Origin of the sequence: Enterobacter sp. CPE_E863 (genome assembly GCF_046521465.1) — a bacterium.
GTDB lineage: Bacteria > Pseudomonadota > Gammaproteobacteria > Enterobacterales > Enterobacteriaceae > Enterobacter > Enterobacter adelaidei.
The window spans coordinates 1,615,176-1,634,178 of the sequence record NZ_JBKFZX010000001.1; the positions used below are offsets into that span (position 1 = coordinate 1,615,176).

Sequence of the window (19,003 nt, forward strand, 5' to 3'; positions counted from 1 at the left end):
GCATGTTTCTGAAAAAAGAGAAGTTCACCTGGCAAACAGAATCCATGACCATCTTCGAGCTGTCGGCGCTGCAGCGTATTGAGTACATCACGTTTATGGCCGCAGAGGAAAAGGCCGTCAGCGCTGACAGCGACGGCATCAGCGATCAGGAAATGACGGCCAGGCTGATTGGCTCAAATATTCGCTGCGGTGCGCGTTTGATCGCGATGTCTTTGTGGCATAACGATCCGGCTGGCACGGATGTGGAGACGCTTTATCAGCAGGTGCTTAGCGGCTGGCCGCCGGAGGCGATCGGTAAAGCAGAAATGGAAATAAAGCTGCTCTCCGGCATGCTCGTTCCGGTTGATGATGACAACGTTGCCGATCCGGATGCCTCTGTGGAGGCCGAAAGCGCTGAACCCGTTACGGCGGAAAAGCCCTTGCCAGCGAGCTGAAGTTTGTCCTGAATCTGGCGCGCGAGTTCGGGCGACCCGACTGGCGCGCCATGCTGGCTGGAATGACTTCCAGTGAGCTGGGCGACTGGCACCAGTTCTACCGGGAGCATTATTTTCAGGACGCGCAGCTCGATGCGCATTTCTCAGAGCTGCTTTATTCCATCTCCACTCTTTTCTTCCGCGACCCGGAACTTACCCCCGCACATTTCAGCCTGCTTTCTCCTTCGGATGTCGTCATCAGCGATGAAGAGCCGGATGATGACACGCTGATGACCGCCGCTGAGGGGATAACAGGAGGTATCCGATATGGCCCAGCAGATTAGCGATCTGGTTATTAAGCTGGATGTTGACCGCGCAACCTTCAGCGAGCAGGTCGCCCGAATCAAAGGGCAACTGACAGGAATGGCGGATGAGTCTGATAAAGTTCAGGCGCGAATGCAGCGTGCTGCGGACCGTCAGAGCGCTGCACTAAAGAGCGTGGGCGACGCTGGCGCGGCGGCCGCCGCAGACATGAAAGCCCGTCAGTCAGCCGCAACGGAAGGGCTGACAAAAGACTGGCAGAACGTTTCCAGGTCCGTTGATGAAACTCATCGCCGCGTGACCGAACTTAACCAACGCATGCGTGAGAATGACGGGCAGGCTGCAGCGCTTGCCCGCCGACAGGATGAACTGGCGGCATCATTTTTCCGCCAGATTGACGGCGTTCGCCAGCTCAATGGTGAAACACAGTCGCTTGCGAACGTGCAGGCGCGCTTTCGCGCAGCGAGGGCACAGGGCAACATAACCCAGCAGGATTATCTCGCCCTTATTTCCCGCACCACGGCCCGGCAAAAAGAACTGCAGATCGTGGAGGAAAAATCGGCCGCAGCGCGCACGCGATTCCTCAGCCAACTGAAGCAACAGGTTGCAGAGCAAAAGCTCTCCGGTACCGAGCTGCTGCGCATGAAGGCGGCGCAGGTCGGTGCCAGCGATGCGGCTGAAGTTTATATCCGCAAGCTTGAAGCTGCCAAAGTGGCCACGCACGGTCTGGGGCTGCAAAGTGCTGCTGCCCGGCAAGAGCTGGGGGTACTTATCGGCGAGGTCATGCGCGGTAACTTCGGTGCGCTGCGCGGCTCCGGGATCACGCTGGCAAACAGGGCAGGATGGATAGACCAGCTGCTGTCGCTGCGCGGGCTTGGGATCGCCGGCCTGGTTGGTGGGATTGCCGCGGCGGTATTCGGACTGGGTAAGGCCTGGTATGACGGCAGCAAAGAGTCTGAGGAATTTAACAGGCAGCTGATCCTGACCGGGAACTACGCGGGGAAAACGTCAGGGCAGCTGCAGGCGCTGGCGCGCTCGCTGGCAGGTAATGGCATCACGCAGCATGCCGCTGCAGGCGTGCTGGCGCAGGTCGTTGGCAGCGGCGCGTTCAGCGGGAATGACGTCAGCATGGTCAGCAATGTTGCCGCCAGGCTGCAGCAGGCTACCGGACAGGCCGTCGACGAAACCATAAATCAGTTTAAGCGCCTGAAGGATGATCCGGTTAACGCGGTCGCGACGCTCAACGATTCCCTTCATTTTCTGACAGCCACCCAGTATGAACAGATAGCTTCTGCTCAGGCGCTGGGGGATTCTCAGAAGGCCGCCGAGCTGGCCATGCGGGCATATTCCGACGCGGTCATTCAGCGCGCCGGTGCGGTCGAGGATAATCTCGGAACCCTCGAAAAAGCCTGGAACTGGGTGAAGAATGCCGCCTCCGGTGCGTGGGATGCGATGCTTGGCATAGGGCGTAATCCTGACACCGCGATGAAGCGCCAGGACTCTTTTGCTGAATGGCAGGCAGCAGAGAAGGAGTACCGCGCGCTTTCCAGCAATCTTAAGGTCGACCCGGATTATGCCGGTAACAACGTTCTGCAGAAAGCGGATGCGGAAAGGCTGAGAAACGCGCGCCAGCAGGTGGAGCTGAAAAAGCAGGCTTACGATCTTGCCGATCAGCAATATGCCCAGGAAGGGCTGGCAGCCGCGCGGGAAAAAATGCGGACGGACCAGCAGGCTCAGGCAATCCGCAACCAGCAGCAGTTTAACCAGCTGGTGGAGTCCGGCGCGACGGCGGCAGAAAAGCGGGCTTCAGCAGAGAAAAAGCTCAGTCAGCTTATTGAGAAAAACCGCCAGGATGCGAAAGACGGTGTCGCCACGCTGTGGACTGAAAAGGACATTGCCGCTGCCCGCGCCGGGATTGAAAAGCAGTGGAAGGATCCAAAAACGCCGAAAGGCAAAAGCTACTCAACGCCCGCCGGGGATAAAGCCGAGGAAAAGGCGCAGGCCGAACTTCTCACCCTTCAGGCCCAGCTTAAAACGCTTGAGCAGCATACCAGCGTTAACGACGTCATAAGCAAACAGCGTCAGGATCTCTGGCAGACTGAAAATCAGTTCACCGTTCTGCAGGAGGCCGCGGGGCGTCGTCAGCTTACGGCGCAGGAAAAATCCCTGCTGGCGCACAAGGAAGAAACGCTCGAGTACAAGCGGCAGCTGGCCGATCTGGGAGATAAGGTTGCCAGCCAGCAAAAGCTCAACCAGCTGGCCGATCAGGCCGTGAAGTTTGAGCAGCAGCAAAAAGCCGCCAGGGCGGGCCTGCAGGCTCAGTCTGAGGGGGTATCCACCCGGGAAGCCGGGCGACAAACTACGCTGCAGCGTCTCAGCGAAAGCTATTCGTACAACCCTCAGGCGCAGCAAAAGGTTCTCGAAGAGCAAAGGGCGACGTTCGAGGCTGAAGATGCCCTGCGCGCAAACTGGCTGGCCGGTGCGAAACAGGGCTGGGCCGAATATCAGGATTCAGCGACAAACGTTTTCAGCTCTGTTCAGCAGATTTCGCAGGCTACGTTCAGCGGGCTGGCGGGCCAGCTTACCAGCCTGACGACAACCGGGAAGGCGAGCTTCAGGGACTTCACCAGCTCGATCCTTAAAATGATTGTCTCCGTTATCAACCAGCTGCTGGTGGCCTACACCATCCAGAGCGCAATGGGCTGGGTGAGTGGCGGTACCAATACAGTATCTGCAGGTCAGTCATTTTCGGTACCGTCTTTCCGCCCTGCGGGCTTTGACGCAGGCGGCTTTACCGGGCACGGCGGCAAGTACGAGCCAGCCGGTATCGTTCACCGCGGGGAGTTCGTCTTCACCAAAGAGTCAACCAGCCGCATCGGCGTGGCCAATCTTTATCGGCTGATGCGAGGGTATGCCTCCGGTGGTCTGGTCGGCGGGGGGAGCGCAGCAGCTTCTGGTATCGGTGGGATTAACGTTTACGCACCCGTTTCAGTGACTACAGCGCAGTCTAACGATACGAAGCAGCAACAGAGTGGCGATGGTGCACTTGCTCAGGCTTATCAGAAAGTGGTTGATCGTTCGGTCCGCGAGGGCATCGCGCGCGAAACAAGGCCTGGGGGAATCATCTGGAATGCCACTAAACAGAGGTAAATGATGGCCATAGAGCATTTTGCATGGAAGATTCAGGCAGCAAGCCAGCCCACTCTGAGCAGCAAAGATACAGTCAGAACGGCGCAGTTCGGTGATGGGTACAAGCAGGTAAGTGGTTCTGGCCTGAACGATGAGGTTCTAAATTATGCCTTTTCTTTTACTGGCGATCCGGTAATAGCCAGAGAGATTCATTCATTTCTGCGGAGGCATAAAACCAAGTCTTTCACATTCACTCCACCTGGTGGTGATTTAGCCCTCTGGCGTGTTGAGGCTGACAGCCTTCAGCGAGTCACCCTGAATAAAAAAGTGGAAACCGTAACCGCAACGTTTGAACAGGCATTTACACCATGAGCCTTAATGCTGATTATCAAAAACTCGAGCCGGGCAATGAAGTCCGGCTTTTTTCTGTCGATGGTACGGCCTTCGGAATGTCAGATGTGCTTTTCTTCCATGCGCATAATATCGCGCATACACCAGAAGAGATTGATGCTGCTGGTGGGGATGAAAGTAAACTGCCTGCGAAATCCATCTGGTGGCAGGGGCAGGAATATAAAGCGTGGCCCTGTCAGATTGAGGGGATTGAGGTTTCCACCAGTGGGAGCAGCGCGCAGCCTAAATTATCGGTTGCTAACCTCGACAGCTCTATCACTGCGCTCTGTCTAGCCTATGATGATCTGCTGCAGGCGAAGGTCACGATCCATGATACGTTGGCCAGCTACCTTGATGCCCGAAATTTTCCAGGCGGGAACCCCACGGCAGACCCTACGCAGGAAAAGGTGAAAGTATTTTACATTGATGCCAAAAGCGCAGAGACAAACGAGGCCGTGGAATTCACACTTTCAAGTCCGATGGACCTGCAGGGACTGATGATTCCGACGCGTCAGCTGCATTCGCTCTGTACCTGGTGCATCCGGAACAAGTATCGCACCGGCGACGGCTGCGACTATGCCGGTACCAACTATTTCGACAAAAACAATAACCCGGTCAGCGTTCCGTCCCTGGATGAATGCAGCGGCACTCTGACGGCCTGCAAACTTCGGTTCGGCGAAAATAACGAACTCTCGTTTGGAGGCTTCCCGGGGACGTCTTTGATCAGGAGCTGATATGCGACAGAAAACCATTGATGCCATTATGGCGCATGCTACAGCTGAATATCCTCGTGAGTGCTGTGGCGTCGTGGTGCAGAAAAGCCGCGTTGAACGTTATTTTCCGTGCCGTAATCTTGCAGCGGCGCCAGAGGACAATTTTGTCCTTTGTCCGGAAGATTACGCAGCAGCTGAAGACTGGGGAACTGTGATCGCCATCGCTCACAGTCACCCTGATGCCACGACGCAACCAAGCGAACTGGATAAAGCGCAATGCGATGCAACGCTTTTACCCTGGCACATCGTGAGCTGGCCGGAGGGGGATTTACGTACCATTCAGCCGCGCGGAGAACTGCCGCTGCTGGAGCGTCCCTTTGTGCTTGGTCACTTTGACTGCTGGGGTCTGGTCATGAGCTATTTCCGGCAAACCCACGGTATCGAGCTACACGACTATCGGGTTGACTATCCATGGTGGGAAAAGGGCTTTTCGGACAACTTCTATCAGGATTGCTGGTACGAGTGCGGTTTCAGAGAGTTCGACGGACCACCGAGGCCAGGCGATATGGTGATCATGCAGGTCCAGGCCGAAAAGTGGAATCACGCGGGGATCTTGCTTGAAGGAAACATGCTTCTGCACCATCTCTACGGACATCTGAGCCAGCGAGTACCGTATGGTGGTTACTGGCAGGAACGGACGATGAAGATTCTACGTTACAAATCTCTATGCTAACCTTTACAAAATTTCAAAGGAGCATGAAAATGAAAAATCTACTCTTTGCGCTGGTCATTGCATTGGCTGGCTGCTCTGTAAATTCCCTCGAATCTCAAAAGCCTATTTTCTCTGAGCATACATCCAAGAGCACCGATCAGGTTAACAGATGCCTAGCCCCTAAATGGGTGGAACTTCGTTCTTCAAGCTCCAGCATACCCACTGAGTCAGGTTACAAAATAACAGCATCAGACGATATATTCGGTGCTCTTTCAGTTGTAAATATCGATAAATCACAAAACGGCGGAAGTGATATTAAAGTTTATGCCGTCGCAAAAGGATGGAACGATCACTGGGCTATGGCCGCCAGATCATGCCTTTGATAAGACATAAATAAGACAAGCCACCTAAGGGTGGCTTTTTTTATGGAGAAAGAAAATGTGTGAGGTCATGTGACCTGCCCCCACGATTAGATACAACACTCAGTTAGTAACGTCGGAATCTTCATTCTCAGAATGACCCTTTCTCCAGCCCGCTGCAAATTCAGACGGTGTCTGATAATTCAGCGTGGAGTGCGGGCGGCATTCGTTATAATCCTGCCGCCAGTCATTAATAATTTTCCTGGCATGAACGATATCGCTGAACCAGTGCTCATTCAAACATTCATCGCGAAATCGTCCGTTAAAGCTCTCAATAAATCCGTTCTGCGTTGGCTTGCCCGGCTGGATTAAGCGCAACTCAACACCATGCTCAAAGGCCCATTGATCCAGTGCACGGCAAGTGAACTCCGGCCCCTGGTCAGTTCTTATCGTCGCCGGATAGCCTCGAAACAGTGCAATGCTGTCCAGAATACGCGTGACCTGAACGCCTGAAATCCCAAAGGCAACAGTGACCGTCAGGCATTCCTTTGTGAAATCATCGACGCAGGTAAGACACTTGATCCTGCGACCGGTGGAAAGTGCGTCCATGACGAAATCCATCGACCAGGTCAGATTGGGCGCCGCCGGACGGAGCAGCGGCAGACGTTCTGTTGCCAGCCCTTTACGACGTCTTCTGCGTTTTACGCCCAGGCCACTGAGGTGATAAAGCCGGTACACGCGCTTATGATTAACATGAAGCCCTTCACGGCGCAGCAACTGCCAAATACGACGGTAGCCAAAACGCCTGCGCTCCAGTGCCAGCTCAGTGATGCGCCCTGATAAATGCGCATCAGCAGCCGGACGGTGAGCCTCATAGCGGCAGGTCGACAGGGATAAACCTGTAAGCCTGCAGGCACGACGTTGCGACAGACCGGTCGCATCACACATCAACATCACGGCTTCCCGCTTCTGGTCTGTCGTCAGTACTTTCGCCCAAGAGCCACCTGAAGCGCCTCTTTATCCAGCATGGCTTCGGCAAGCAGCTTCTTGAGTCTGGCGTTCTCTTCCTCAAGCGACTTCAGGCGCTTAACTTCAGGCACCGCCATACCGCCATACTTCTTACGCCAGGTGTAAAACGTGGCATCGGAAATGGCATGCTTGCGGCAGAGTTCACGGGCGGGTACCCCAGCTTCGGCTTCGCGGAGAATACTGATGATCTGTTCGTCGGAAAAACGCTTCTTCATGGGGATGTCCTCATGTGGCTTATGAAGACATTACTAACATCGGGGTGTACTAATCAACGGGGAGCAGGTCACATGACCCGCATTGAACTCGGCGGTGTTTTGGGTAAAACCTATGGAAAGGTCCACCACCGACTAATTCGTACTACCGCAGAGGCAATCAACTCTCTCACAAAAACAATAAACGGGTTGGAGAAGTTTTTAATAACAAGTAAAGCCAGAGGGCTAACTTATGCCGTCTTTAAGGATAAGAAAAATATCGGAAAAGACGATTTTGGTTTTCCCGTGACTGGTGAAGTTATTCGAATTGTTCCCCTGGTGATTGGAAGTAAAAAAGCGGGGGTATTACAGACAATTCTCGGTGCTGTGCTTGTAGTTGTTGGGGTTGCAGTAGGTTATCTCTCCGGTGGCACATTATCAGCTGTGGGGTATGGTGCTGCAAAATTAGGTGCCGCAATGATGCTTGGAGGTGTTGTTCAAATGCTATCACCTCAACCAACGGGATTGGCCAGCAAACAAAGCTCGGATAATCGCGCCTCATACGCATTCGGTGGAGTGACAAATACTGCTGCTCAGGGCTACCCGGTACCGCTACTTTATGGTCGCCGGCGAATCGGCGGAGCGATTATTTCAGCCGGAATTTATGTCGAAGATCAGCAGTAGATAACAAACCTTTTTTCAGGCCACCTTCGGGTGGCTTTTTTATGGGCGCAATATGGCTACAGAAAAAGTGTTAAAGGGCCGCAAGGGCGGCAGCTCCAGTTCCCGAACCCCTACTGAACAGCCAGATGATCTTCAATCTGTAGCGAAGGCTAAAATCCTCGTTGCGCTTGGGGAAGGGGAGTTTGCAGGGCAGCTAACCGGCAAAGATATCTACCTGGACGGAACGGCGCTGGAGAACTCCGACGGCTCACAAAACTTCAGCGGCGTGACGTGGGAGTTTCGCGCGGGAACGCAGGCACAAAATTACATTCAGGGCATTCCCGGTACCGAAAACGAAATCAGCGTGGGTACTGAAGTTTCCAGTGTTACCGCATGGACACGCACTTTCACTAACACCCAGCTATCGGCAGTACGCCTGCGTCTGAAATGGCCGTCTCTGTTTAAACAGGAAGATGACGGGGATTTGGTCGGCTATTCGATCAACTATGCGATTGACCTGCAGACTGACGGCGGAACATGGCAGACGGTACTCAATACCAGCGTGACCGGGAAAACAACCTCTGGTTACGAGCGTAGCCAACGAATTGATTTACCTCAGGCTGGCAGTACCTGGACCATCAGACTGCGTAAAATTACAGCCGATGCTAACAGCGCGAAGATTGGCGACACGATGACACTGCAGAGCTTCACTGAGGTGATCGACGCCAAGTTGCGCTATCCGAACACCGCGCTGCTGTACATTGAATTCGACTCTAGCCAGTTTAACGGCTCAATCCCGCAGATCTCGTGTGAGCCCCGCGGACGTGTTATCCGTGTTCCTGATACTTATGACCCTGAAACCCGAACCTATAGCGGTACATGGACCGGGGCGTTTAAATGGGCATGGACAGATAACCCGGCGTGGATTTTTTACGATCTGGTGGTTACAGATCGTTTCGGTCTTGGTAACCGGCTTACTGCGGCTAACATCGATAAATGGACGTTGTATCAGGTGGCTCAGTATTGCGATCAGCAGGTACCGGACGGCAAAGGCGGAAGCGGTACCGAACCACGGTATACCTGCAACGTCTATATCCAGGACCGTAACGACGCTTACACTGTGTTGCGTGATTTTGCCGCTATCTTCCGCGGCATGACTTACTGGGGCGGGGATCAGATCGTTGCCCTGGCTGACATGCCACGTGATGTTGATTACAGCTATACGCGCGCGAACGTTATTGACGGTCGCTTCACCTATTCGAGCAGCACCACTAAAACCCGATACACCACAGCGCTGGTATCCTGGTCCGATCCGGATAACGCCTACGCTGACGCGATGGAGCCCGTTTTTGAGCAGGCGCTGGTGGCACGTTACGGCTTTAATCAACTGGAGATGACGGCTATCGGATGCACCCGGCAATCAGAAGCAAACAGAAAAGGCCGCTGGGGCATCCTCACCAACAATAAAGACCGTGTTGTTTCGTTCGATGTCGGCCTGGATGGAAACATACCACAGCCGGGCTACATCATCGCCGTGGCTGACGAACTGCTTTCCGGAAAGGTTATGGGCGGCCGCATCAGCTCCGTTAACGGTCGCGTTATCAAACTTGACCGCGTGGCAGATGCGGCAGCAGGTGATCGCCTTATTCTCAACCTACCTTCCGGAGCGTCGCAGAGCAGGACCATTCAGGCCGTGAACGGTGAATCAGTCACAGTCACCACGGCATACAGTGAGACGCCACAGGCCGAAGCTGTTTGGGTGGTGGAATCTGACGAGCTTTACGCTCAGCAGTACCGCGTTGTCAGCGTAAGCGATAACGATAATGGCACCTTCTCGATCACCGCTGCATGGCACGATCCGGATAAATATGCCCGTATCGATACAGGCGCAATTATCGACCAGCGGCCAATAAGTGTAATACCGCCTGGTAATCAGTCACCGCCAGCTAACATCGTGATCAGCTCGTTTTCTGTGGTTCAGCAGAATATCAGCGTCGAAACGATGCGCGTCAGCTGGGACCAGGCGCAGAACGCTATCGCCTATGAGGGACAGTGGCGCCGCAATGACGGAAACTGGGTGAACATGCCGCGCAGCTCCACCACGTCATTTGACGTCCCGGGGATTTATTCCGGGCGCTACCTGGTGCGCGTGCGCGCAATTAATGCCGCTGAAATTTCCTCAGGATGGGGATATTCAGAAGAGAAGACCCTGACCGGCAAAGTAGGTAATCCGCCTAAGCCAGTAGGATTCACGGCCACGGGCATTAACTGGGGGATCCGTCTGAACTGGGGTTTTCCGGCAAACACCGGCGATACGCTAAAAACGGAAATTCAGTACACTGCCAACAGTGACTTTTCAGATCCACTCTTGCTCTCAGATGTGCCTTATCCATCTGCGGAATACATCCAGCTCGGCCTTAAAGCAGGGCAGGAATTCTGGTACCGCGCGCAACTGGTAGACAGAACGGGTAACGAGTCCGGTTATACCGACTGGATCAGGGGGATGTCTAACGATAACGCCGATGATTATTTGGGTGATATTGCAGACGATTTCCTTACCTCTGCTGATGGGGAGCGCCTCACTGGTGACATCGATACCAACATTGAAGGAATTCTTCAGAACGCCCTCGCGAACCACGGAACAGTCGAGCATCAGTGGGCACAATACGGGGAAGTGCGTGCCGATATCCTTGTTGTTAAAACGACGATTGCTGAGGTGGATAAGGCAATGGCCGAACTATCAACGCAGGTACAGGCGCAGATTGAGGACGTAACTTCAGCGCTGGAGGATAAGCTTACCGCCGTCGTTGATGCCTCAGGCGCTTCGGCGATCTATACCCTCAAAGCTGGCGTTAGGATAAACGGCATCATGTATAACGCCGGGATGTCGATTGCCGTTCTGGCGCAGGCAGGGCAGCCGATCGTTACCCGCGTTGGTTTCAACGCTAACCAGTTCGTGCTGATGAGTGGCAGTGGTGATACCCAGTATTCACCGTTCGCGGTGATAAATGGCCAGGTATTTATCAGCTCGGCGTTTATTCAGGATGGCACGATCACCAATGCCAAAATCGGCAATTTCATCCAGTCAAATAATTATGTTGCAGGGTCGCAGGGATGGCGAATTGATAAAAACGGGACGTTCGAAATTAACGGCGTAGCTGGAGGGGGGAGAATGCTGATAACCAGCACTCTTATTCAGATTTACGACAGCAACAACGTGCTGCGCGTCAGAATGGGGTTATGGTAATGCCGCAGGGTTTACAATGCTGGGATAGTGCAGGGCGTATTGCTGTAGATCTAACTGATTATGCAATCAGATATATAGGGAGCACATCTGTAACGTTTGCTGCTGGAGAAACAGTAAAAGACGTTTACTTTTCGGGTATAACTCAGGATGGCTCATTTATAACGATTGTAACGACGGGGGTCACTGCGAATGAATATTACTGCCGCGCTTTTAATGGCGGCTTCACTGCATTCTATTTACCAACCACTGGTAGCCCTGCATTCACTTTCACAGTTGAGGTGGCTTTGTTGAATAAATCAGATTTCGGGTAAGTCTCCCCCGTAGGGGGTTGTGTTTTCAGGCAATACGCACGCTTTCAGGCATACCTGCTTTCGTCATTTTGTTCAGCGCTCGTACCAGGGCCATAGCCTCCGCAACCTGACCATCGTAGTCACGCAGCGTCAGTGAACCCCCGAACTGCTGTTTTACCCGGTACATCGCCGTTTCCGCTATCGAGCGACGGTTGTAATCTGTTGTCCATTTCCACCGCGCATTACTCCCGGTCATTCGCTGATTCGCAACAGCACGGTTACGGTCTGCATATTCACCGGGCCAGTAACCCGCGCCTTTTCGGGGCGGGATAAGCGCGCTGATTTTCTTACGCCGCAGTTCATCGTGACAGAGCCGGGTGTCGTAAGCGCCGTCTGCCGATGCTGCCCCGATTTTCCGGTGGGTTTGCCGGATTAACCCGGGGAAGGCCTCTGAGTCCGTAACGTTGTTCAGCGACAGGTCAGCGCAGATGATTTCATGTGTTTTACTGTCAACGGCGAGATGCAGCTTACGCCAGATACGGCGGCGTTCCTGGCCATGCTTTTTGACTTTCCACTCGCCTTCACCGAAGACCTTCAGCCCGGTGGAATCAATTACCAGGTGTGCGATTTCACCCCGGGTGGGCGTTTTGAAACTGACATTAACCGACTTTGCCCGCCTGCTGACACAGCTGTAATCCGGGCAGCGTAGCGGAACGTTCATCAGAGAAAAAATGGAATCAATAAAGCCCTGCGCAGCGCGCAGGGTCAGCCTGAATACGCGTTTAATGACCAGCACAGTCGTGATGGCAAGGTCAGAATAGCGCTGAGGTCTGCCTCGTGAAGAAGGTGTTGCTGACTCATACCAGGCCTGAATAGCTTCATCATCCAGCCAGAAAGTTATGGAGCCACGGTTGATGAGGGCTTTATTGTAGGTGGGCCAGTTGGTGATTTTGAACTTTTGCTTTGCCACGGAACGGTCTGCGTTGTCGGGAAGATGCGTGATCTGATCCTTCAACTCAGCAAAAGTTCGATTTATTCAACAAAGCCACATGACGGCTAAAAATACCATTGCTGCTATCAGAAATAACGTTAACTTTCCTTTTTACACAGTCGATGTTGACGTGAATATCACCACCAAGTGATAAGCGCGCTGCATCTACTGGGTAATCCATTTTGAAATTATATTCTTTTTCATGGCCAGAGCAGCCAAACATAAAAAATGTAATGGCTGTGAGTAAAAGACGAGTTTTCATATAATTCCCTTTTGTTGTTATGGGTGAATTTTAATCTAATGATGTGTTTTTTCTCAAACACAAAAGGGTTTTTATCCTCAAAAATTTGACCTCGCTCCGGCGGGGTTTTTTATTGCCCGAAAGGAGCGCATATGTCTGCAGGAACTATCACCCTGACAAACGGGTCCGCTATTGTTGGCGGTTCAGGAATCTCATTCGCAACCGAACTTGCCGCAGGTGACTTTATTGTCTCAACTGTGGGTGGTGTACCTTATACGCTGCCGGTGAAATCGGTCGAGAGCAATACCCAGCTGACGCTGGTCAGCAACTTTACCGGGCCAACGCAATCCGGTGCGGCCTGGTCAGCAGTTCCCCGCGTGGCGCTGAACATGGTAACTGCCGCGCTGGTGGCGCAAAGTGCTGAAGCACTGCGTGGACTGAATTACGACAAACAGAACTGGCAGCAGGTTTACAGCGCCGCCGGAAACATCACAGTGAAGCTGCCAGACGGCACTACCTTCACCGGCCCGTCATGGAAATATCTGTCTGACAATATGGCGACTAAGAGCGGCGGGGCCGTACCTGTTAATCAGGGCGGTACCGGATCGACAACCGCATCAGGCGCTCGCACAAACCTCGGTTTAGGCACATTCGTTACCCAAGAAGATCAGAGCATCGTCTATGGTCCGTCGCAGGATCATGCGCTTGTCGTACGAAAAGACGAATGGGGCGTCGTTGTTTCGGATAATGGTAATCCGGTACCACTCGGAACCCGTTATGGTGGAACGGGTGCAACCACCGGAGATTACTGGGGAGCCTGTACTAACATTGGAGCCATTAGACAAAAGACAGCACGGTTTGCGCCTGGTGATACACCTACGAACATTTACTGGAAAAACAGTACCGGTTTCATTACTGGCCAGGTTGAAGGTGGAGCCGTAGGGGCATGGATTGATATTACCTCTGCCGATGAAGCCGCCCGAATGCAGCTAATAGGTTTTTATGGCGACAATAATGGTAAACGTGGGTTCGGTTACAAGGTCTATAACCCCAACTCTCAGTCCTGGTACAATCTCGCCGTAGTGCGTGATACAAGCAACACAACCGTAGATAGCAACGGGTTTATCAAAATCGCGTCACCAATCGTGAAGATTTACGGTGACGGACGATATGATACTAACGATGAAACAGAAGGCGTCACGGTCACTCGTCTGGATGTAGGCCAATATCTCATTGATGGGTGCGAAGCACTCAATTCTGATGCTGCCTGGGGCGGCATTGATGGTGGTTTTGATATCCCCACAGACCGCAACAAACAGCCCCTGATCTGGCTGGATTATGAGGTTAATGCTGCCGGTTCAGTGTTAGTGAAAACCTATCACCGCACGCATCCAGACGCACCATCATTTGCCAGAAATGAAAAGGACGGAGTGAGTAATGGCGATCCTGTCGACATTCCGCGCGACCAGTTTGTGTCCGTTCGTGTCGAAATGCCTGCTGATTCCTTATACAACAAAAAACACAGAGCTGCAGAGCAGGCCCTCACTGCCGATAAAGTTGAATAAAGGTCGGTTTAGGAAACAGTGCCACCAGGAACGTCGGAACAACTGCGGGAGCTGTGGCGGCCGGGGATGATTCGCGACTAAACACCATTAACGGAAAGACGGGCGGGTCTGTTAAAGGTGATTACATTGTGCTTGATAATAATTACGGGCACACCACGCAACTTATGACGTATAACCCCGGTACCGCTGGCACTCATTTCGGCGGGATGATAATGAAAAGGCCAAACTCTCAGGGTTATATTTCAAGCCAATATACAACCACTGATTACGAGGTGGCATCTGTAGCTATCGGAATTGATGCGCCAAGTGGAAGCGTCTCATGGATTTTCAACCGCAATGGACAAGCCGTGGGTAACTGGCAACCACCTTCCGATCGCAGAATTAAACACAATATTAAACGTATTGCCGATCCGTTAACTGCAATGCGTTCATTATCAGGATGTGAATGGGACTGCCTTGATAATGGATTGCATGGATATGGTTTCATAGCTCAGGAAGTTGAGGACTCATTCCCGCAAGCTGTGACAGTGGCGGGGGATATTAAGCTGAATGATGGATCCATTGTAGAGGACGCGAAAACGGTAGATACGTTCGGCCTCTCGTCCGCGCTTCATCACGAAGCTATTCTTGCCTTAATGGATCAAATTGAAGATTTAAAGAAACAGGTAGAGGCGTTGCAGTCCGGAAGTTGAGTAAACCGCCGCCCATCGCATGCAGGAATGGTCGGCGGCTAAAATCTGCTCATTAAGAGTTACTGCCATAAAATTTACAAAACTCATAACTCGAAGCGCGTGAGAAACTTAGAAACGAAACGGCGAAGCTTTAAGCAGCCGCTGCTGAGCCTGCATCTTGCGGACACTTACAAATAAAACTACTGTATATAAAAACAGTATTTGAGGTGTGTGCAATGGAATTCATCAGGCCAACAGAACTGCGAGAAATTATCGCTCTTCCGCTTTTCAGTGACTTAGTACAGTGTGGTTTCCCAAGCCCCGCAGCTGATTACGTTGAACAGCGTATCGATCTCAATGAGCTACTTGTCGCTCATCCGAGTTCCACCTATTTCGTCAAAGCCGCAGGTGATTCAATGATCGAAGCCGGGATCAGCGACGGCGACCTGCTGGTGGTGGACAGCTCCAGGACTGCTGAGCACGGTGACATTGTCATCGCTGCGGTGGAAGGGGAGTTCACTGTTAAACGCCTGCAGCTGCGCCCGACCGTCCAGCTCATTCCAATGAACAGCGCCTACTCACCGATCATCGTCGGTAGCGAGGACACTCTCGATGTGTTTGGTGTCGTGACTTTCATCGTTAAATCTGCGAGCTGAACATGTTTGCGCTCTGTGATGTGAATTCGTTCTACGCATCATGCGAGACGGTGTTCAGACCTGATCTGAGGGGGCGGCCGGTGGTCGTGCTCTCGAATAACGATGGCTGTGTAATTGCACGCAGCGCCGAGGCCAAGGCCGCTGGAATTACCATGGGTGAGCCGTTCTTCAAGCAAAAAGAGTTGTTCCGGCGCGCTGGTGTTGTTTGCTTCAGCAGCAATTACGAGCTGTACGCAGACATGTCCAACAGGGTGATGACAACGCTGGAGGAAATGAGCCCTCGCGTCGAAATCTACAGTATCGATGAAGCTTTTTGTGACCTGACAGGTGTTCGCAACTGCCGGAATCTGACTGAGTTCGGCAAAGAGATCCGCGCGACGGTTCTGAAGCGTACGCACCTGACTGTCGGGGTTGGCATTGCCCAGACAAAGACACTGGCGAAGCTCGCCAATCACGCAGCCAAGAAATGGCAGCGCCAGACCGGCGGGGTGGTCGATTTGTCCAATATCGATCGCCAACGGCGGTTGTTGGCTATCGTGCCTGTAGAAGATGTATGGGGCGTAGGCAGGCGCATCAGTAAGAAGTTGAACGCCATGGGCATCAAAACAGCTCTGGACCTCTCAGAACAAAGCACCTGGATTATCCGTAAACACTTTAACGTGGTACTTGAGCGAACGGTCAGGGAGCTGCGCGGCGAACCATGCCTCGATCTGGAAGAGTTTGCACCAGCAAAGCAGGAAATTGTCTGCAGCAGGTCGTTCGGTGAACGCGTTACTGAGTACGAACAAATGAGGCAAGCCATTTGCTCTTATGCCGCCCGAGGCGCTGAAAAACTACGTGGTGAGCATCAGTATTGCCGCTTTATTTCTGCATTCGTGAAAACCTCTCCCTTTGCGCTTAATGAGCCATATTACGGCAACAGTGCGTCAATGAAACTTCTCACTCCTACACAGGATTCTCGCGACATCATTAACGCCGCGGTAAAGTGCCTGGATAAAATCTGGAAGGATGGCCACAGGTACCAGAAAGCCGGCATTATGCTGGGTGATTTCTTCAGTCAGGGGGTAGCCCAGCTCAACTTGTTCGATGAAAACGCGCCGCGGCCCGGTAGTGATAAACTGATGGAGGTTCTTGATCAACTCAATGCCAGAGACGGCAAAGGAACGCTCTACTTTGCCGGGCAGGGCATTCAGCAACAGTGGCAAATGAAGCGAGAAATGCTGTCGCCTCGATATACGACGAGATATTCAGATCTGCTAAGAGTCCGATAAGTATTCCTGATGTCTTGGTCCGCTTTGTGCCAGGAGCGGACGTTTTCAACATCTGTACGACCCAATTAGTTCAGTGTATAGTCATAAAGGTTGGCAAAATTTATCAGGCAAATTTACAGTCTGAGTAGTTTCACTTCTTCCGCACTTTTACATACCAAACAGTCAGTTTGATCATTATCATCCCTTTTTTTTCATGAATCTCTATCCATTTCCATTATGGTTGATCCATATATAAAGATCCCGAGAAACAGGACGTCAGTCGTATGTATTACTCTATGGTAAAACCGTATTTAACCTTAGCTCAGTTCTCTAAATTCGCGACGTTGCCATCACCACAAACTGTCAATTTTATCCTGTATGATCTGCGCTCTCAGGAAATGATTAACACCACTCTTATGGTGCGCCAGAATAAAAAACTCGCGGGGACGGTAACACTTTCCTCTGCTGCCATTCTATACTTTTCTGTAGTTCGCTGCATTCAGGAGCCTGCCTCAAGGGTGAGATGATCGTTCGTAGAAGAACTTACGTAAGGTTATCTTAATCCAGAAGTTATAGATTTCCCGTTTGATAAATTGTGATTAAAGGATATTCAGTATGCTAAAAAAACTATGGCTTCAACTTCCCCACCGTGAATTTCCCGGGTTCCGGCTACTGCACATTGTTATCGCGGTACTCATCCTTTTTCAGATCATTAACTCTAATGTGATCAGCAGGGATGCCATCGGGCAGACAGGTATCAGTAATCTCATGACCTGGCTTCATATCTTCTCTGGTGCCGGACTTATCGTTCTTGGCCTTGTAATGCTTGTCTGGATGCTGGTGAGAAGAGGTTTCCGTTATTATTTTAGCTGGATTTTTATGGATTTCAGCGGAATTAAGCAAGATATCCTTACCCTCCGCCAGTTTCGCCTCCCTGATGCTCACCCGGGCGGAATTGCCAGTACTATCCAGGGACTCGGTGTACTTGCATTACTCGCTGTCGCACTCAGCGGGGCATTGTGGTTTCTCCTTGATTATTTTGCAGTAACCACGTCCGTTAACCCAGAACAAATTATCAGCTTGCATAAATTTCTGACCGGATTTATTGAGGTCTATTTTTTTGCACACGGGGCCATGGGGCTCCTACATATGGCGTTAAGCTACTATGTAGCTGCGAGAGCTGAATAGCACTGTCTGAGTGCTTTTAACCTTGCAATCAATCTGAATCTTCTCCGCTCCTGATGTTATCATCCGGAGCGACTTCCCTTCTTTTATGTCTCAGGGCAATTCTTTTTTATTTCATCTGTGCCACGCAGTCCTGTGCAGGTATTGAAGAGGTGGTGTTATGCCCTGTCGTCAGACATTAATCACTATTGGTACCGTTTCCCCGATTTTTTTATAAAAATGTTGAAATGCTCAGTATGCCCTAAGTTTTCTCCTGTAATTTTTTTTCAGGCCACAAAGCCTGAACAATAATGGCACCCAGCAGGAGGTTTATCATGAAACGTACAACATTGATGCCTGTAATCGCACTGTTAATGGCTACAGCAACGGGCAGCGTATATGCCAGCGTGACAAATTCTGCCATGTCACCGCTTCACCCTCAGGAACTCACCCGCAGCCAGGCCGCAGGTCTGGATAAAATCGGAAATATCGCTGTAACTCAGGATGGATTTACCATGGACAATCAGGATCTTAAAGATGCAGTGGCAAAACATGGCGGTAAATATTACGTGATTATCGGTGAACAGGGTCATCAGGAGCATAAAACCATCGAAGCCGATATGTATAAATAAGGTGACTGACATGAAAAAGACACAGAAATTATTGCCGGCAGCAATGATGCTCTTTTGCTCCGGGCTGACAATGGCAGTTCTGACATCAGAGGCGTATGCCGGTAACGCTGACTGTAATCCCGGTCAGCATAAGTGTGAAGCCCCGTTTACTGTCGGGAAGGACAAGATTTCGCAAAAAAATGGTGCGGAAAAAAATTACTGTAATCCTTTATACCATAGCTGTGAAGCTCCATTCACAATTGGTCATGATCATATTAATCCGTAAACCATATGCAGGGTTGTAAAATTACAACCCTGCTGCTTTTATATGATAAAACGTTAAGGTTCATCGGTTACTGTCTGGCAGGATAAACGAAACGTACTGGTTTATCGCCGT

At 51.8% G+C, this 19,003-nt stretch carries 19 protein-coding genes and 1 pseudogene; 17 read left to right on the forward strand and 3 right to left on the reverse strand.

Going from position 1 to position 19,003, the window contains the following annotated elements; all coding sequences use genetic code 11:
• Positions 1-2 precede the first annotated feature (2 nt).
• The 7 genes and pseudogenes from gpG to ACLHV8_RS07935 all read left to right on the forward strand — a co-directional run bounded on the left by gpG (position 3) and on the right by ACLHV8_RS07935 (position 6,061).
• Positions 3-434, forward strand: coding sequence for a phage tail assembly chaperone G (gene gpG, locus ACLHV8_RS07905; protein ID WP_410376848.1), 432 nt, complete (start codon positions 3-5; stop codon positions 432-434).
• Positions 431-748, forward strand: a pseudogene (locus ACLHV8_RS07910) (phage tail assembly protein T); the annotation flags it as partial. The gene gpG and the pseudogene ACLHV8_RS07910, both read left to right, overlap by 4 nt.
• Complete coding sequence (locus tag ACLHV8_RS07915) at positions 741-3,884, forward strand: phage tail tape measure protein (protein WP_410376849.1); 3,144 nt, start codon at positions 741-743, stop codon at positions 3,882-3,884. The pseudogene ACLHV8_RS07910 and the gene ACLHV8_RS07915, both read left to right, overlap by 8 nt.
• Positions 3,885-3,887: 3 nt before the next feature.
• Entirely contained in the window at positions 3,888-4,235 is a 348-nt protein-coding gene (locus ACLHV8_RS07920) for a phage tail protein (RefSeq protein WP_039262174.1), read from the forward strand.
• Entirely contained in the window at positions 4,232-4,987 is a 756-nt protein-coding gene (locus ACLHV8_RS07925) for a phage minor tail protein L (RefSeq protein WP_410376850.1), read from the forward strand. The genes ACLHV8_RS07920 and ACLHV8_RS07925 overlap by 4 nt, the downstream gene beginning before the upstream one ends.
• A 1-nt stretch (position 4,988) precedes the next feature.
• Entirely contained in the window at positions 4,989-5,699 is a 711-nt protein-coding gene (locus ACLHV8_RS07930; RefSeq protein ID WP_410376851.1) for a C40 family peptidase, read from the forward strand.
• A 29-nt stretch (positions 5,700-5,728) separates the two neighbouring features.
• Positions 5,729-6,061 (forward strand): hypothetical protein, encoded by a 333-nt coding sequence (locus tag ACLHV8_RS07935; protein ID WP_410376852.1) that lies wholly within the window; start codon positions 5,729-5,731, stop codon positions 6,059-6,061.
• Between the two features lie 99 nt (positions 6,062-6,160).
• On the opposite strand, the gene ACLHV8_RS07940 is transcribed toward ACLHV8_RS07935, so the two are convergent.
• Positions 6,161-7,281 (reverse strand): IS3-like element ISSen4 family transposase gene (locus ACLHV8_RS07940; RefSeq protein ID WP_121528277.1). Its coding sequence is split into 2 segments (ribosomal slippage): positions 6,161-7,023 and positions 7,023-7,281, totalling 1,122 coding nucleotides; the frame shifts between segments, so codons are not numbered across the junction.
• 72 nt (positions 7,282-7,353) lie between these two features.
• Here ACLHV8_RS07940 and ACLHV8_RS07945 point away from each other — a divergent pair.
• Genes ACLHV8_RS07945 through ACLHV8_RS07955 form a run of 3 tightly spaced genes read left to right on the forward strand, consistent with a single transcriptional unit; the run spans position 7,354 to position 11,478 of the window.
• Complete coding sequence (locus ACLHV8_RS07945) at positions 7,354-7,941, forward strand: tail assembly protein (RefSeq protein ID WP_410376853.1); 588 nt, start codon at positions 7,354-7,356, stop codon at positions 7,939-7,941.
• Between the two features lie 52 nt (positions 7,942-7,993).
• Positions 7,994-11,167 (forward strand): host specificity protein J, encoded by a 3,174-nt coding sequence (locus tag ACLHV8_RS07950; protein ID WP_410376854.1) that lies wholly within the window; start codon positions 7,994-7,996, stop codon positions 11,165-11,167.
• Positions 11,161-11,478 (forward strand): hypothetical protein, encoded by a 318-nt coding sequence (locus ACLHV8_RS07955; RefSeq protein ID WP_244250193.1) that lies wholly within the window; start codon positions 11,161-11,163, stop codon positions 11,476-11,478. The genes ACLHV8_RS07950 and ACLHV8_RS07955 overlap by 7 nt, the downstream gene beginning before the upstream one ends.
• Positions 11,479-11,503: 25 nt before the next feature.
• Here ACLHV8_RS07955 and ACLHV8_RS07960 read toward each other — a convergent pair whose 3' ends face one another.
• Together ACLHV8_RS07960 and ACLHV8_RS07965 are read right to left on the reverse strand one after the other, a co-directional pair.
• Positions 11,504-12,472 carry an IS5-like element IS903B family transposase gene (locus ACLHV8_RS07960; RefSeq protein ID WP_187798067.1) on the reverse strand — a complete coding sequence of 323 codons (969 nt, stop codon included), beginning with the start codon at positions 12,470-12,472 and terminating at the stop codon, positions 11,504-11,506.
• A 1-nt stretch (position 12,473) separates the two neighbouring features.
• Positions 12,474-12,710 carry a hypothetical protein gene (locus ACLHV8_RS07965; protein WP_208595287.1) on the reverse strand — a complete coding sequence of 79 codons (237 nt, stop codon included), beginning with the start codon at positions 12,708-12,710 and terminating at the stop codon, positions 12,474-12,476.
• A gap of 131 nt (positions 12,711-12,841) precedes the next feature.
• Here ACLHV8_RS07965 and ACLHV8_RS07970 point away from each other — a divergent pair, with 131 nt between their 5' ends.
• From ACLHV8_RS07970 to ACLHV8_RS08000, 7 genes are all read left to right on the forward strand, one after another.
• Positions 12,842-14,254, forward strand: a complete 1,413-nt coding sequence (locus tag ACLHV8_RS07970; RefSeq protein ID WP_208595286.1) for a phage tail protein — start codon at positions 12,842-12,844, stop codon at positions 14,252-14,254.
• Positions 14,255-14,382: 128 nt separating this feature from the next.
• The gene (locus ACLHV8_RS07975; protein WP_247171592.1) at positions 14,383-14,946 is read left to right on the forward strand and encodes a tail fiber domain-containing protein; all 564 of its coding nucleotides are present in this window, start codon (positions 14,383-14,385) and stop codon (positions 14,944-14,946) included.
• A gap of 215 nt (positions 14,947-15,161) precedes the next feature.
• Positions 15,162-15,581: a translesion error-prone DNA polymerase V autoproteolytic subunit gene (locus ACLHV8_RS07980; RefSeq protein ID WP_024907219.1), complete on the forward strand. Its 420-nt coding sequence runs from the start codon at positions 15,162-15,164 to the stop codon at positions 15,579-15,581.
• A gap of 2 nt (positions 15,582-15,583) precedes the next feature.
• A complete protein-coding gene (locus ACLHV8_RS07985; protein WP_208595285.1) occupies positions 15,584-16,852 on the forward strand; it encodes a Y-family DNA polymerase in 1,269 nt (422 codons plus the stop codon).
• A 594-nt stretch (positions 16,853-17,446) separates the two neighbouring features.
• Entirely contained in the window at positions 17,447-18,019 is a 573-nt protein-coding gene (locus ACLHV8_RS07990; RefSeq protein WP_208595284.1) for a cytochrome b/b6 domain-containing protein, read from the forward strand.
• 311 nt (positions 18,020-18,330) lie between these two features.
• Positions 18,331-18,627, forward strand: a complete 297-nt coding sequence (locus ACLHV8_RS07995) for a DUF1471 domain-containing protein (RefSeq protein ID WP_208595283.1) — start codon at positions 18,331-18,333, stop codon at positions 18,625-18,627.
• Between the two features lie 10 nt (positions 18,628-18,637).
• Positions 18,638-18,892, forward strand: a complete 255-nt coding sequence (locus ACLHV8_RS08000; RefSeq protein WP_208595282.1) for a hypothetical protein — start codon at positions 18,638-18,640, stop codon at positions 18,890-18,892.
• The last annotated feature ends 111 nt before the right edge of the window (positions 18,893-19,003 follow it).

What these genes read in the sequence shown, in the direction of transcription:
- ACLHV8_RS07945 (WP_410376853.1), top strand. Translation starts at nt 7,354, where the DNA reads ATGACCCGCATTGAACTCGGCGGTGTTTTGGGTAAAACCTATGGAAAG.
- ACLHV8_RS07980 (WP_024907219.1), top strand. Translation starts at nt 15,162, where the DNA reads ATGGAATTCATCAGGCCAACAGAACTGCGAGAAATTATCGCTCTTCCG.
- ACLHV8_RS07970 (WP_208595286.1), top strand. Translation starts at nt 12,842, where the DNA reads ATGTCTGCAGGAACTATCACCCTGACAAACGGGTCCGCTATTGTTGGC.
- gpG (WP_410376848.1), top strand. Translation starts at nt 3, where the DNA reads ATGTTTCTGAAAAAAGAGAAGTTCACCTGGCAAACAGAATCCATGACC.
- ACLHV8_RS07955 (WP_244250193.1), top strand. Translation starts at nt 11,161, where the DNA reads ATGGTAATGCCGCAGGGTTTACAATGCTGGGATAGTGCAGGGCGTATT.
- ACLHV8_RS07930 (WP_410376851.1), top strand. Translation starts at nt 4,989, where the DNA reads ATGCGACAGAAAACCATTGATGCCATTATGGCGCATGCTACAGCTGAA.
- ACLHV8_RS07925 (WP_410376850.1), top strand. Translation starts at nt 4,232, where the DNA reads ATGAGCCTTAATGCTGATTATCAAAAACTCGAGCCGGGCAATGAAGTC.
- ACLHV8_RS07935 (WP_410376852.1), top strand. Translation starts at nt 5,729, where the DNA reads ATGAAAAATCTACTCTTTGCGCTGGTCATTGCATTGGCTGGCTGCTCT.
- ACLHV8_RS07995 (WP_208595283.1), top strand. Translation starts at nt 18,331, where the DNA reads ATGAAACGTACAACATTGATGCCTGTAATCGCACTGTTAATGGCTACA.
- ACLHV8_RS07985 (WP_208595285.1), top strand. Translation starts at nt 15,584, where the DNA reads ATGTTTGCGCTCTGTGATGTGAATTCGTTCTACGCATCATGCGAGACG.
- ACLHV8_RS08000 (WP_208595282.1), top strand. Translation starts at nt 18,638, where the DNA reads ATGAAAAAGACACAGAAATTATTGCCGGCAGCAATGATGCTCTTTTGC.
- ACLHV8_RS07915 (WP_410376849.1), top strand. Translation starts at nt 741, where the DNA reads ATGGCCCAGCAGATTAGCGATCTGGTTATTAAGCTGGATGTTGACCGC.
- ACLHV8_RS07950 (WP_410376854.1), top strand. Translation starts at nt 7,994, where the DNA reads ATGGCTACAGAAAAAGTGTTAAAGGGCCGCAAGGGCGGCAGCTCCAGT.
- ACLHV8_RS07965 (WP_208595287.1), bottom strand. Translation starts at nt 12,710, where the DNA reads ATGAAAACTCGTCTTTTACTCACAGCCATTACATTTTTTATGTTTGGC.
- ACLHV8_RS07990 (WP_208595284.1), top strand. Translation starts at nt 17,447, where the DNA reads ATGCTAAAAAAACTATGGCTTCAACTTCCCCACCGTGAATTTCCCGGG.
- ACLHV8_RS07920 (WP_039262174.1), top strand. Translation starts at nt 3,888, where the DNA reads ATGGCCATAGAGCATTTTGCATGGAAGATTCAGGCAGCAAGCCAGCCC.